12 protein-coding genes are annotated in these 12797 nt (G+C 71.0%); 6 read left to right on the top strand and 6 right to left on the bottom strand.

The window, feature by feature from the left end; all coding sequences use genetic code 11:
* Nucleotides 1–302: 302 nt before the first annotated feature.
* Nucleotides 303–743, top strand: a complete 441-nt coding sequence (locus IM738_RS14980) for a hypothetical protein (RefSeq protein WP_236961711.1) — start codon at nucleotides 303–305, stop codon at nucleotides 741–743.
* A 40-nt stretch (nucleotides 744–783) separates the two neighbouring features.
* On the opposite strand, the gene egtB is transcribed toward IM738_RS14980, so the two are convergent.
* The 5 genes from egtB to IM738_RS14955 form a co-directional block, all read right to left on the bottom strand.
* Nucleotides 784–2094, bottom strand: coding sequence for an ergothioneine biosynthesis protein EgtB (gene egtB / locus IM738_RS14975; protein WP_236961710.1), 1311 nt, complete (start codon nucleotides 2092–2094; stop codon nucleotides 784–786).
* Between the two features lie 160 nt (nucleotides 2095–2254).
* A complete protein-coding gene (gene phnE, locus IM738_RS14970; RefSeq protein ID WP_236961709.1) occupies nucleotides 2255–3088 on the bottom strand; it encodes a phosphonate ABC transporter, permease protein PhnE in 834 nt (277 codons plus the stop codon).
* A 133-nt stretch (nucleotides 3089–3221) separates the two neighbouring features.
* Entirely contained in the window at nucleotides 3222–3974 is a 753-nt protein-coding gene (locus tag IM738_RS14965; RefSeq protein WP_236966328.1) for a PhnE/PtxC family ABC transporter permease, read from the bottom strand.
* A gap of 193 nt (nucleotides 3975–4167) precedes the next feature.
* Nucleotides 4168–4998, bottom strand: a complete 831-nt coding sequence (locus IM738_RS14960) for a phosphonate ABC transporter ATP-binding protein (protein ID WP_236961708.1) — start codon at nucleotides 4996–4998, stop codon at nucleotides 4168–4170.
* 15 nt (nucleotides 4999–5013) lie between these two features.
* Nucleotides 5014–5889 (bottom strand): putative selenate ABC transporter substrate-binding protein, encoded by an 876-nt coding sequence (locus tag IM738_RS14955; protein WP_236961705.1) that lies wholly within the window; start codon nucleotides 5887–5889, stop codon nucleotides 5014–5016.
* Between the two features lie 171 nt (nucleotides 5890–6060).
* Between IM738_RS14955 and egtD the strand changes: the two genes are divergently transcribed.
* Nucleotides 6061–7062 carry an L-histidine N(alpha)-methyltransferase gene (gene egtD, locus IM738_RS14950; protein ID WP_236961704.1) on the top strand — a complete coding sequence of 334 codons (1002 nt, stop codon included), beginning with the start codon at nucleotides 6061–6063 and terminating at the stop codon, nucleotides 7060–7062.
* A 13-nt stretch (nucleotides 7063–7075) separates the two neighbouring features.
* Here egtD and senA read toward each other — a convergent pair whose 3' ends face one another.
* A complete protein-coding gene (gene senA / locus IM738_RS14945; protein ID WP_236961703.1) occupies nucleotides 7076–8311 on the bottom strand; it encodes a selenoneine synthase SenA in 1236 nt (411 codons plus the stop codon).
* Between senA and senB the strand changes: the two genes are divergently transcribed.
* The 4 genes from senB (at nucleotide 8310) to IM738_RS14925 (ending at nucleotide 12730) form a co-directional block, all read left to right on the top strand.
* A complete protein-coding gene (senB, locus tag IM738_RS14940; RefSeq protein WP_236961700.1) occupies nucleotides 8310–9287 on the top strand; it encodes a selenoneine biosynthesis selenosugar synthase SenB in 978 nt (325 codons plus the stop codon). The genes senA and senB overlap by 2 nt on opposite strands.
* 214 nt (nucleotides 9288–9501) lie before the next feature.
* Complete coding sequence (locus IM738_RS14935; protein WP_236961699.1) at nucleotides 9502–10638, top strand: acyl-CoA dehydrogenase family protein; 1137 nt, start codon at nucleotides 9502–9504, stop codon at nucleotides 10636–10638.
* Between the two features lie 27 nt (nucleotides 10639–10665).
* The gene (locus IM738_RS14930) at nucleotides 10666–11529 is read left to right on the top strand and encodes a phosphate/phosphite/phosphonate ABC transporter substrate-binding protein (protein WP_236961698.1); all 864 of its coding nucleotides are present in this window, start codon (nucleotides 10666–10668) and stop codon (nucleotides 11527–11529) included.
* The gene (locus IM738_RS14925; RefSeq protein ID WP_236961697.1) at nucleotides 11513–12730 is read left to right on the top strand and encodes a ferritin-like domain-containing protein; all 1218 of its coding nucleotides are present in this window, start codon (nucleotides 11513–11515) and stop codon (nucleotides 12728–12730) included. The genes IM738_RS14930 and IM738_RS14925 overlap by 17 nt, the downstream gene beginning before the upstream one ends.
* Nucleotides 12731–12797 lie beyond the last annotated feature (67 nt).

Raw genomic sequence — 12797 nt, 5'->3', positions numbered from 1 at the left:
ACGTAAACCGGGTCGCGAAAGCCCTGTGACTGCAGTACCTCATTCGGCCGCCATTCGGGCAAGCGCCGGTTGCCGTACCCAACGGCCGCTACGTTGCAGTCAGCGTGAGTGCAACCGCCGTCGACGACCGACTCCAGTCGCTGCACATCTGCCGGTCGCCAATGCGTCTCGGCTCCAGGCGACCACCCCGACCAGGGCCCTTGGCGAGGATTCGCCGGGCCTCCAGGCAAAATCCAGATGATCGGGGCGAGCTTGGCGTCGGGCCTGCCGGGAATCCCACCTTGAAGAATGGAGCAGCATCAATGGCACTGACGAAGAAGGGCGAGTTCTGGTATGGGACGACGTCGGGCGACACCCAAGCCGAGCTGCGCAGCTACAGCGTTGCGAATCGCCATGAGGCCACCCGGTTTGCCGCGTCCAAATGCGACTGCGGGTGCCGGAGCTTCGCGCTGCAGACCGATGAAGAAGCCGGCGTGGCCATCCGCACCTGCACCGACTGCGGGCAGGAACACCTGATGGGCGACAGTGCGGAATACGTTGAAGAAGCCGTGCCCGAGGCGCACGAGTGCGTGTGTGAAAACGAGGTGTTTGAGCTGATGTCCGGCGTCTCCGTGTACGAGGGCACACATGACGTGCGTTGGTACTACATCGCTTGCCGCTGCGTGGAATGCAATCTGGTCGGGGTCTTCGCAGACTGGAAGTGCGAAGGGGGTGATGCGGCGGCCTTCCTGGCCAAGGTATGAACGGCCGAACCCCGCAGAGATCAGGTTCGCAGGCGCTGGCTCACAGATCCTTCGCCAGCCGCAACCCGCTGAACTGCCAGCGCGCCTCGGTCGGGAAGAAGTTGCGGTAGCTCGCGCGGAGGTGCTCGCGCGGCGTGGCGCAGGAGCCGCCGCGCAGCACCATCTGGTTCACCATGAACTTGCCGTTGTATTCGCCCACCGCACCTGCCCAGGGGCGGTAGCCGGGGTAGGGCAGGTAGCTGCTGGCGGTCCACTCCCACACGTCGCCGCCCATCTGCTTCAGGCCCGGGCCGCTGCGGGACAGCGGCATCGGGTGCAAAGCGCCGCTTTCCAGGAAGTTGCCCTGGGTGTGCAGCGCGGTGCCGAGGGATTGCGCCGCGTGCTCCCACTCGGCCTCGGTGGGCAGGCGGATGGGTTCGCCGTCCTGCGCGGCCCGCCAGCGCGCGTGGGCGTCGGCCTCGAACCAGCTGATGTGCACCACCGGCGTGTGCGGGTCGATGGGCACACGCCCGTGCAGGGTGAAGTTGGTCCAGCCGCCGTGCACGGCGGGATCGCCATCGCGCTGCCAGTACAGCGGCGCTTCGATGTGCTGCGTGCAGCGCCAGTCCCAGCCGGCGGCCATCCACCAGCGCGGATCGTGGTAACCACCGTCGTCCATGAAGGCCAGCCACTCGCCGTGGGTGACCGGCCGGTTGGCCAGCGCGTGGGGGCTCAGCAGCGCCGCGTGCGCCGGGGTCTCGTTGTCGAAGGCGAAGCCGTCGCCCGCGTGGCCCAGCCGGGCCGAGCCGCCCGGGCACGCCAGCCATTCCAGAGGCGCGGCCACGACGCTGCTGAGCGGCCACTGCGGGTGGTACACCGGGTTCAGCGGGTTCATGGCCAGCAGGTGCTTGAGGTCGGTGAGCAGCAGCTCCTGGTGCTGCTGCTCGTGCTGCAGACCCAGTTCCATCAGCTCGCCCAGTTCGTCGCTCACCACGCCTTGCAGCAGCGCGGCGATGCGCGCGTCCACGTTCGCGCGCCAGGCCCGGACCTCGGCCAGGCCGGGTCGCGTGATCAGGCCGCGTTGGGCGCGGGGGTGCTGCTCGCCCACGCCCTGGTAGTAGCTGTTGAACAGCACGCGGAAGGCGGGGTGAAAGGGCTGGAAGCCGGGCTCGAAACGTTCGAGGATGAAGGTCTCGAAAAACCAGGTCACGTGGGCCAGGTGCCACTTGGTGGGGCTGGCGTCGGGCATGGACTGCACCTGGCAGTCCGCCTCGCTCAGGGGCGCGGCCAGCGCCAGGGTCTGCGCGCGCACCTGGGCGTAGCGCTGGGCCAGCGCGCTGGCGCTGAGGTGGTGGCGTGGCTGGGTGTTCATGGTGAGTCTCCCCGGTGGTTGCCGCTGGCGATGCCGTCCGTGCCCCACGGACGTGATCACCACAGCCGCGCACCATACGCCACCTGGGGCCGCGACACCAACGCAGGCCCATCACCCCAACGGCAACGGGGCCGATGCGCCGCGGCGCGAGGGGGCCGCTTCAGCGTGTCATCCAGCGCCTTGCGCCGAGGCTGGCCGCGTCCACCAGCGCCACCAGCAGCAGCATGGCGCCAAGGATGGTGGCGGTCTTGCCCATGTGGAACAGGCCCATGTGGAAGGCCAGCAACTGGCCCAGGCCGCCCGCGCCCACCACGCCCAGCACGGCGGCGGCGCGGATGTTGTTTTCCCAGCGGTAGAGCGTGTAGCTCATGAGTTGCGGCAGCACCTGCGGCAGCGTGGCGAACAGCACCACCCGGACGTTGCCCACGCCTTGCGTGCGCAGCGCCGCGCCGGGGCCGGGCGGTGCGTTTTCCATGGCCTCGGCAAACAGGCGGCCGAGCACGCCGGTGGTGTGCAGCGCCAGCGCCAGCGTGCCGGCCAGTGGCCCGAGGCCGGCCGAGATCAGCAGCAGCGCGGCCCACACCAGCTCGGGGATGCTGCGCAGCGCGTTGAGCAGCAGGCGCGTGGGCGCGCGGCCCCAGGCCCGGTGGCCCTCAAACAGGCGGCTGGCGGGCAAGGCCAGCGCCAGCCCGGCCACGGCTGCGAGCAGGGTGCCCAGGGCCGACATGGCCAGGGTTTCCCAGGCGCCCAGTGCCACCTTGCGGAGGAAGGCGGGCGAGGTGTCGGGCGGGAAGAACTCACCGAGGAAGCGGCCCATGCTCCGCGCCGCGTCGAGCGAGAAGAACTGCGCCCACTGCAGGTCCAGCGACCAGAAGCTGGCGACCACCAGCACCAGCAGGCCGGCCATGAACCAGCAGGCCTTGCAGCGCGCGTCGAACAGCGGCGGCGGCAGCTTGTAGGTCTCGTTCGCGGCGCGGGGTTGGGCCGACATCATGTTGAACCTCCGGCGCGACCTGCGTCACGGACAGCAAATGAGGCGACCAGCACCCACCGCGGAACTGGCTTTGCCAGGCCGCTGGTGGGGTCCCCCCTCGTGAGGGGGGAAGACGCGAAGCGGCGCAGGGGGGTCATCCCAGTGCCTTCCTGAGCCAGGCACTCAACCTGTCCGCCAGCGCCACCAGCGCCATGAACACCAGCAGCATGGTCGCCACCTCGCCGCCGCTGAACATCTTCATCGAGTTGTCCATCTGCTGGCCCAGGCCGCCCGCGCCCACGAAGCCCAGCACCACCGAGGAGCGGATCGCGCACTCCCAGCGGTACACGGTGTAGCTGGTCAGCTCGGCCGCGCTGGCGGGCAGCAGGCCGTAGAAGAAGGCCTGCAGGCGGCCGGCGCCGTTGCGCAGCAGCACCTCGGTGGCGTGGGTTTCGCCGCTCTCCAGAATCTCGCTGTACACCTTGCCGAGCATGCCGCCGTAGGTGAGCGCAATGGCCAGCACCCCGGCCGTGGGCCCGAGGCCGACCACGCGCACGAACACCAGCGCCCAGACCAGCTCGGGGATGCTGCGCAGCACGATGAGCAGCCAGCGCACCGCCTGCCGCAGCCAGAACGGCCCACGCGCCATGCGGCCCGAGAGCGCCGAGATCGACAGCACGCGGGTGGACAGCAGCGTGAACGGCACCGCCAGCACCAGCGCCAGCGTGATGCCGGCCGTGGCCATGGCCACGGTGCGCCAGGTTTCCTGCGCCACCATCCACAGGAACTCACCGCTGTGCGCCAGCGGCCAGAAGCTGGCGATGAAATGCCCGCTGACCTTCAGGCTCTCGGGCGCCAGCATCACCCAGGGCCTGAACTCGGTGGCCACCAGCAGCGGCCACAGCATGACCAGGCAGGCGCCGCTCCAGAACAGGCGCGAGAGCCAGGCCGGGTCGCGGTCAGGGGAAAGGCGCAAGTGCAGCTCGGTCACGACTGATGTGCCCGAGGCCGGGAGCAACCGCAGAACCGGCTTTGCCGGGCTGCTGGTTGCGCCCCCCTGGAGGGGGGTGACGCGAAGCGGCGCAGGGGGTGCTTCATGGTTACCGACAGTGCATCACCACCGGCAGCGGTGGGGGCGGCGGGGCCGCGTCCAACGGAGCCGGGCCGTGCAGCTCGTCTTCGTGCTGGTCGTACAGGCGGGCCAGGTGCTCGCGCGTGACCTGCGCCGCCGGCAGGTCAAACGCCAGCGCGCCGTCGCGCAGGCCGACGACGCGCGGGAAATGGTCGAGCGCCACCTCCACCTGGTGCAGCGTGGTCACGAGCGTGGCCTGGCGCTCGCGGGCGCCCGCCAGCAAGCTGTGAATGGCCTGCCGCGCGCGAGACGGGTCCAGCGCCGACAGCGGCTCGTCGATCAGCCAGAGCGAGGCGGGCGCGAGCAGCGCGCGCGCCAGACCGACGCGCTGGCGTTCGCCGCCCGAGAGCCGGTCCACGCGTTCAAACAGCTTGTCGGCGAGGTCGAAGCGGTCCAGTGCCTCGAAGGCTGCGGGGATGTCCGCCGGGTAGAACAGCGAACGCAGGCTCTGCCACAGGCCCATGGCCGGCAGGCGACCCGCCAGCACGGACGTCACCACGCGCTGGCGCGGCGGCAGCGGGGGCACCTGCGGCGCGAGGAAGAGCCGCCCACGCAGGCGCTGCAACTCGGCGCGCGGCAGCTGCCAGGGGTCCTGCCCGTCCAGCCGCAGCGAGCCGGTGGCCGGCGGCATGGCGCAGGCCAGCACCTGCAGCAGCGTGGTCTTGCCCGCGCCCGAGGGGCCGATGACGGCCACCTGCTCGCCCGGCGCGACCCGCAGGTCCAGCGCCATGAGCGCGGGGGCGGCGCCCGCCTTCGCCGCCGGGTGGCGGGCGCTGGCGCCTTGCAGTTCAAGCTTCAAGCGCGGTGCTCTGGTTCACAGCAGCTCGGCGCTGCGCGCGGCGGCTTCGATGCCCTTGTAGTTCTCGGCCTTGGTGGGCACGAACTTCGTGGCGCGTTGCAGCTCCAGGATCTCCTTGCCTTCGGGCGTGGCCTTGCTGAGCGAGGTCAGCGCGTCGGCCAGCTTCTGGCGCGTGGCGGCCGGCATGTCGGCGTGCACCGACCAGTTGTAGTCAAAGTAGGGCGGGGTGGTGTAGATCACGCGCACCTTGGTGGGGTCCACCTTCTTGTCGGCCACGAACTTTTCCCACACCGAGATGTTGAGCGCGCCGCCCTGCACCTTGCCCGAGGCGACGGCGGCGATGGTCGCGTCGTGCGCGCCGCTGAAGGCCACGCGCTTGAAGTCCTTCTCGGGGTTGATGCCCTGCTGCAGCAGGAAGCTGCGCGGCATCAGGTGACCGCTGGTGGAGCTCTGCGAACCGAAGGACACGTCCTTGCCCTTGAGGTCGGCCAGGCTGTGGATGGCTGGGTCGCTGGTGATGAAGACGGATTTGAATTTTTCGTCTTCCTCGCGCTGCACCAGCGGAACGATCTTGCCGCCCGAGCGCACGTTGGCCTGCACAAACGTGAAGCCGCCGAACCAGGCCATGTCGACCTTCTTGTTGACCAGGGCCTCGACCGAAGCGGCGTAGTCGGTCACGGGGGTGAACTCGACCTTCATGCCGAGCTTGGATTCGAGGTATTTCACGAGCGGTGCGGCCTTGCGCGCCAGCTCGGTGGGGGCTTCGTCGGGGATCGCGGTGACGCGGAACACGGCTTGTGCCTGGGCCAGGCCGGTGAAGGCGGTGCCCGCGGCGAGCACGGCGCAGGTCAAGAGTGCGCGTCGGGTGCGGGAGAGGGTGGGGTGTGTCATGGTGTATCCGGTGAAGAGGGATGCGGGAGGCGTATTAGACCGCGTCGCCACGCTGTTCCGGTGCCCAGGGGTCTTGGGGCAGGCCTTGGCCCGCAAGGCCTTGGTGGGCCGGCGTGGTCCGCGAGGGGACACCGGTTTATAAAGCGGTGCGTCGTCCACACAGGTCCCACCATGCCACCACTGCCCACCGCCCCCCACTTTGTGCAGCTGCACCAGACCGACCACGCCGCCGTGCGCGCCGAGCTGGCGACGGGTTTGCAGGCGCGGCCGGCGCACGTGTCGCCCAAGTTCTTTTACGACGCACTGGGCTCGCGCCTGTTCGACGCCATCACCGAGCTGACCGAGTACTACCCCACCCGCACCGAGGCCGGCATCTTCGCGCAGCACGGCGCCGACATGGCCCGGCACGTGCCTCCGGGCGCGGTGCTGATCGACCTCGGGGCCGGCAGCTGCGCCAAGGCCGCCCGCCTGTTCCCGGTGCTGCGGCCGGCGGCCTACGTGGCGGTGGACATTTCGGTGGATTACCTGCGCGAGGCCATGGGCGCGCTGCAACAGCGCCACACCGGCTTGCCCATGCTGGGGCTGGGCATGGACTTCTCCGCCGGGCTGGCCTTGCCGGGCGCCGCCACCGACTGGCTGGCCGGGCAGGGCGTCGAGCGCGCGCCGCGCTGCGTGTTCTACCCCGGCTCCAGCATCGGCAACTTCAACCCCGCCGAAGCGCTTGCCCTGCTGAGCCAGGCGCACGCGGTGTGCGCCGGGGGCGGGCCGGGCGGCGGTCTCCTGATCGGGGTGGACCGCGTGAAGGACAAGGCCATCCTGGAACCCGCCTACGACGACCCGCTCGGTGTCACCGCCGCCTTCAACCGCAACCTGCTGCTGCACGCCAACGCCCTGCTGGGCACCGACTTCGCCCCCGCGCGCTGGCAGCACGTGGCCTTCTTCAACGACACCGACTCGCGCATCGAGATGCACCTGCGCTCCGACGGCGCACAGACCGTGCGCTGGCCCGGTGGCGAGCGCCACTTCGCCGACGGCGAGCGGCTGCACACCGAAAATTCCTACAAGTGGCGGCCCGGCAGCTTCGATGCGCTGCTGCGCGAAGCGGGCTTCGGCCCTGCCACCCACTGGACCGATGAACGCGGCTGGTTCAGTGTGTTCTGGGCGCCCGCCTGATGGCACAGCCTCTTCAGGCGGACACGCTCCGGAACCCCGAAAAAATGTCGTTGCGCTCGGGGCTGAAGTAGTTGCGGTACTTCGGGTGGCGCATGCGCGCCGAGGTGGCGTGGCTCGCACCCTTGAGCACCGGGCGGCCGTCGAACCAGGGCGCGGAGTAGTCCAGGTAGGGGTGGGCCACGAAGCCTGGGAAGGGCGCGAAGGCGCTGGCGGTCCATTCCCAGACGCGGCCCCAGCCGAACCCCGGGTCTTGTGCCGCGACCTCCCACTCGGCCTCGGTCGGCAGGCGCCGCCCGGCCCAGGCGCACCAGGCCTGTGCTTCAAAGGCGGTGAGGTGGCTGGCCGGCGCGGCCAGGTCCAGCGGCCGCCAGCCGCCAAACACCTGCTGCTCCCAGCCCTGGGGGCCTTGCCGCAAGTGGCGCGGCGCCTGCCGCTCCTGGGAGAGCCGCCAGATCCAACCCGGCGCACCCCAGAAACGGCGTTGGGCGTACGAGCCGTTTTCAACGAACGGCAGGTACTGCGCCCAGGTGACGGGCTGGGCGTCGATCTCGAAGGCGCCGACCTGCACGCCGTGCGCGCCGAGTTCGTTGTCGAACGCAAAGCCGGGGCCGCTGTGGCCCAGCGTCCAGTCCGTGGCGCAGATCTCCAGCGACGGCGGCCGCTGCGGCGTGGCCGGCGCGACCGGGTGGGGGTTCTGTGGATCGAAACCCAGCGTCTGCGCCATGTAGACCGCGGCCTCGGCGTGCATGTCTTCGTGGAACAGCGCGAGGCGGAAGAAGTACAGGCCGGTGTCGTCGTCGGGCGCGTCGGCGAGCAGGGCCAGCGTGTCGCGAAGGCTGGCCGCGAGGTCGTCGCGCACGGCCTGTGCATCGGGCAGGTCCAGCCGCCAGCGCGCGTCGTGCGGCACCTCGCTGGAGTTGTACAGCGCGTCGGCGTCCACGCCGCGAGTGGCCTGGCGCGCGGGGCTGCGTGCGGCGTCGGGGCGGGCGTTCACGCCCAGGTGGCGCTGCGGGTTTCGCGCCAGCCACCAGTCGGCGAACCAGCCCACGTGGCCCAGCTCCCAGAGCGGCAGGTTCAGCTCGCTTGCGCAGGGCACGCGCAGGCCGGGGCCGAGCGCGGCTTCGCAGGCGGCGAACTGCGACAGGCTGCGCGTGCGCGCGTCGCGCAGCGCCTCCGCGAGAAAGGCTTTGCCGCCGCTGCGCGCGGACACGGCATCGGACACAATCGCTGGCGTCAGCTTCACACCCATGAAAAAGCCCTCCTTGTGCATCGTCACCCCGGCCCTGGCCGATGCCAACAACGGCAACTGGCAGACCGCGCGCCGCTGGGCGCACCTGCTGTCGGGCCATTATGTGGTGCGGCTCGCGAAACAGTGGCCCGACGGGGCGGCCGATGACGACACACACATCCTGCTCGCGCTGCACGCGCGGCGCTCGGCCGCCAGCGTGGCGGCCTGGGCGCAGGCCCACCCGGGCAGGCCGCTGGTGCTCGCGCTCACCGGCACCGACCTCTACCGCGATATCCAGGGCGATGCCAGCGCGCAGCGCTCGCTGGCGCTGGCGCACCGGCTCATCGTGCTGCAGGAACAGGGGCCCATGGCGCTGCCCGAGGCGCTGCGTGGCAAGTGCCGCGTGGTGTTCCAGTCCAGCACGCGGCGCCAGACGCTGGTCAAGACCACGGCCCACCTGCGCGCCGTGGTCGTGGGCCACCTGCGCGACGAGAAGTGGCCGCAGACGGTGTTTGAAGCCGCGCGCCTGATCGGCCCCGACGAAGGCATCTTCATCGACCACATCGGCGCGGAGCTCGACCCTGCCCTGGGCGCCGCCGCCCGCGCCACCCAGCGCGACCGCCCGCACTACCGCTGGCTCGGCGGCCTGCCGCACGCGGCCACGCGCTCGCGCATCCAGCGCGCCCATGTGCTGGTGCACCCCAGCCGCCTGGAAGGCGGCGCCCACGTCATCATGGAGGCCGCGCTCTGCGGCACGCCGGTGCTGGCCTCGCGCATGGACGGCAACGTGGGCATGCTCGGCGCCGGCTACGGCGGCTACTTTCCGCCCGGCGACGCCGCCGCCCTGGCCGCGCTGCTGCGCCGGGCGCGCGACGGCCTGGCGCTTGGCACTGGGCTTCTCTCGACCCTGCAGGCGCAGTGCGCGTCGCGGTCCGCGCTGTTTGAACCGGCCGCCGAGCGGGCCGCGCTGCTCAACCTGCTGGCCGAGCTGGCCTGAGCGCCGCGGGCAGGGCCCCGGCAGGCCCCCGCCGCCTGGCCGTTGCCTGCCGGGCCGGTGGGGATGCATTACCCTCTCCACCTCTTGAGAGTGCAGCGCCGCTGCCGGCCTTCGGGCCGGATCGCGTGCGTGATGTCCCCTGCCGCTTGCCCGCAGGCGCACCCGAGACCCGTTTCCGCAACCATTCCATCCACTTTTCATCTGGATCTGCACCATGACGAACACCGCCCCTGCCCAAGCCCTGCTGAACCAACTCGACGAGGTGGTCACCTCGGTCATCGACGCCGCGGCCATCGAGACCGACAAGCTCGGGCAATTCCCCGCCAGCAGCCTGGCCGCCCTGCGCAGCGCCGGCCTGCTGGGCCTGATCAGCGAGGCCAGCGTCGGGGGCGCCGGGGGTGACCTGGGCCACGCCAGCCAGGCCGTGCGCCGCATCGCGCAGTCCTGCCCGTCCACGGCCATGATCCTGGCCATGCACTACAGCGCCGTGGCCGTGATCGAGAAGTTCGGCGACGAGGCCACGCGCAAGGCCATCGCCGCCGGCCAGCACCTGAGCACGCTGGCCTTCTCCGAAGCCGGTTCGCGCAGCCACTTCTGGGCGCCGGTCAGCACCGCCCGCGCCGACGGCAGCGACGCCGTGCTCGACGCGAGCAAGAGCTGGGTCACCGCCGCCGGCCACGCCGATTCCTACGTGTGGTCCAGCCAGCCAATGGCCGCCACGGGTGCGAGCAGCATCTGGCTGATGCCGCGTGAGACCGCGGGCCTGTCCACCGTGGCGCCGTTTGACGGCCTGGGCCTGCGCGGCAACGCCTCGTCGCCGGTGCGCGCCGAGGGCGTGCGCCTGCCGCAGACCGCGATGCTGGGTGCCGACGGTGGCGGCTTCGACGTGATGATGGGCACGGTGCTGCCCTGGTTCTCGGTGCTCAACGCGTCGGGCTCGGTGGGCATGATGGACGGCGCGATCACCCGCGCCGCCGCCCACGTCAACGCCACCCGCTTCGCCCACCTGGGCACCAGCATCGCCGACCTGCCCACCGCGCGCGCCTACATCGCCCGCGCCAAGATCCAGGCCGACAGCGCCGCCGTGCTGCTGGACGACACCATCGCCGCCATCGCTGGTGGCCGCGCCGACGCCATGCTGCGCGTGCTGCAGGTCAAGGCCCACGCCGCCGAGTCCGCCCTGCAGGTCACCGACCTGGCGATGCGCGTCTGCGGCGGTGCCGCCTTCCGCAAGGAGGTGGGCATCGAGCGCCTGTTCCGCGACGCGCGCGCCGCCTCCGTGATGGCACCCACGTCCGATGTGCTCTACGATTTCATCGGCAAGGCCACGCTGGGCATGGACCTGTTCTGAACCCGCACCCCCTGAAAGATCCCCACCATGTCAAACACACTGGTTCTCGGCGCCGTCGCCTACGCGCCCAAGGTCGTCACCATCTGGGAAGGCTTCAAAGAGTTTTTCGTCCGCAACGGCTTGCCCTTCGACTTCATCCTTTTCTCCAACTACGAGCGGCAGGTCGAGGCGCAGTTCCGCGGTGAGGTGCACGTGGCCTGGAACTCGCCGCTGGCCTGGCTGCGCGCCGAGCGCATGGCCAAGGCGCGGGGCGTGTCGGACCAGGTGCGCGCCATCGCCATGCGCGACACCGACTGCGACCTCACCTCCGTCATCGTGGTGCGCAGTGGCGCCGGCATCCAGACCCTGGCCGACCTGCGCGGCCAGCGCATCGGCGTGGGTGCGATCGATTCGCCGCAGGCCACGCTGATCCCGCTGCAGTGGCTGCGCGAGCAGGGCCTCGATCCGGACACCGCCATGACCGTGGTGCGCCACGACGTGCTGGGCGGCAAACACGGGGACCACGTCGGCGGCGAACGCGACGCCGCGCGCGCCCTGATCGCGGGCGAGGTGGATGCCGCGGTGATGATCGACGGCAACCACCTGCAGTTCACCCAGGAAGGCACGCTGCCCGCCGGCCGCACCACGGTGCTGGCGCGCACGCCGGCCTTCGACCACTGCAACTTCACCACCAGCCCGGGCGCGCCCGCCGACCTGATGGCGCGTTTCGAAACCCTGGTCCGCGCCATGTCCTTCGACGACCCGCAGGTGCGCCCGCTGCTGGAGCTCGAAGGCCTGCGCGAATGGAAGGACGGCCGCACCAGCGGCTACGCCTGGCTGGACCGCGCCGTGAACGCCACCGGCTTCTACGACGCACAGGGGAACATCACCGCCCATGACTACCGCTACTGACACCGCCACCAGCGGCCCGGTGCTGGAACTGGGCGCCCTGGGCATGGACACCGGCGCCCACGTGCTGGTGGCGCATGCGCTGCGTCAGCGCGACCCGGCGTTGCCGTTGCACGTGCGCGGCAGCCACCCCGAGCTGGGTGTGCACCTGAGCGGCTGGTGCCGCAAACGTGGCTTGGCGGTGCAGAGCGGCGGCGGCGAACACCGCATCGCACCCGGCCCGGGCGAAGCGCAGCGCTGGCGTGGCGCGCAGCGGGCCGGCGCATCCGACCCCACAGCGTCCGGTGCGGTGGTGTCGATGCCCAGTGCCCGCTGGGGCGTGGCCGCGCGCGGCGCGCTGGTGGAAGCGGGCGCGCCCGAGTTCCACTTTCCGCTGTCCGACAAGGCCGCGCTCTGGGCCGACGACGCCGCGCGCCTCTACGCCGCCGCCGTCGCCGCGCAGTGGGACCCGAACGAGGCCATCGACTGGGCCGCGCCCTTCGAGCTGCCCGACGAGGTGGAAGACGCCGTGGTCCAGGTGATGACCTACCTGGTGGAGAACGAAAACGCGGCCCTGCTGGTGCCCGCGCGTTTCCTCGGCCAGATGCACCCGCACTTCCGCGAGGTCTTGCAGTGCCTGGCCATCACCATCGCCGACGAGGCGCGGCACGTCGAGGTGTTCACGCGCCGCATCGGCCTCAAGGGCCGCGGCCCGGCCCTGTCGACCGCGGGCGCGCAGGCCTCGCTCAAGACCCTGTTCGACGAGCCCGAGTTTTCGGTGGCGTCGTTTCTGCTGTCGGTGCTGGGCGAAGGCACGTTCGTGAACCTGCTGAACTTCCTCAACACCTACGCGCCCGATCCGGTCACGCGCCAGATCTGCCGCCTGGCCAGCCGCGACGAGGCGCGCCACGTCGCCTTCGGCATGTCGCACCTGGCCTGGCAGATGGCGCAGGACCCGGACCTGAAACACCGCCTGAACGCGGCGGTGGAGCGGCGCTACGACGAACTCGCCAGCACCGACGGCCTGAACGAAGAGGTGTTCGACGGGCTCATCGTGCTGGCCGCCGGCGCCTTCACGCCCGAGGCCGTGGCCACGGGCCACGAACGGGTGCAGCGCCTGAAACAGGAAATGGCCGACGGCCGGCGCGCGCGCCTGGCCAAGCTGGGCTTCGCGCCCGAAGCGGCGCAGGCCCTGGCCGAGCGGCACACCCGCAATTTCATGTGAGCGGGGCGGCGGCCACCGGCCGCGCCGCCCATGGTCGACAATGTTGGCTCGCCGCTCTGGACGCGGC

The sequence above is a fragment of the Hydrogenophaga sp. SL48 genome (genome assembly GCF_021729865.1).
Taxonomy (GTDB): domain Bacteria; phylum Pseudomonadota; class Gammaproteobacteria; order Burkholderiales; family Burkholderiaceae_C; genus Hydrogenophaga.
This window is presented reverse-complemented; position numbering and strand designations above follow the sequence as displayed.

Bases quoted from the DNA above. Each gene is read 5' to 3' on its own strand.
- IM738_RS14980 (WP_236961711.1), top strand. From the start codon at position 303: ATGGCACTGACGAAGAAGGGCGAGTTCTGGTATGGGACGACGTCGGGC.
- egtB (WP_236961710.1), bottom strand. From the start codon at position 2,094: ATGAACACCCAGCCACGCCACCACCTCAGCGCCAGCGCGCTGGCCCAG.
- phnE (WP_236961709.1), bottom strand. From the start codon at position 3,088: ATGATGTCGGCCCAACCCCGCGCCGCGAACGAGACCTACAAGCTGCCG.
- IM738_RS14965 (WP_236966328.1), bottom strand. From the start codon at position 3,974: ATGCTGTGGCCGCTGCTGGTGGCCACCGAGTTCAGGCCCTGGGTGATG.
- IM738_RS14955 (WP_236961705.1), bottom strand. From the start codon at position 5,889: ATGACACACCCCACCCTCTCCCGCACCCGACGCGCACTCTTGACCTGC.
- egtD (WP_236961704.1), top strand. From the start codon at position 6,061: ATGCCACCACTGCCCACCGCCCCCCACTTTGTGCAGCTGCACCAGACC.
- senB (WP_236961700.1), top strand. From the start codon at position 8,310: ATGAAAAAGCCCTCCTTGTGCATCGTCACCCCGGCCCTGGCCGATGCC.
- senA (WP_236961703.1), bottom strand. From the start codon at position 8,311: ATGGGTGTGAAGCTGACGCCAGCGATTGTGTCCGATGCCGTGTCCGCG.
- IM738_RS14935 (WP_236961699.1), top strand. From the start codon at position 9,502: ATGACGAACACCGCCCCTGCCCAAGCCCTGCTGAACCAACTCGACGAG.
- IM738_RS14930 (WP_236961698.1), top strand. From the start codon at position 10,666: ATGTCAAACACACTGGTTCTCGGCGCCGTCGCCTACGCGCCCAAGGTC.
- IM738_RS14925 (WP_236961697.1), top strand. From the start codon at position 11,513: ATGACTACCGCTACTGACACCGCCACCAGCGGCCCGGTGCTGGAACTG.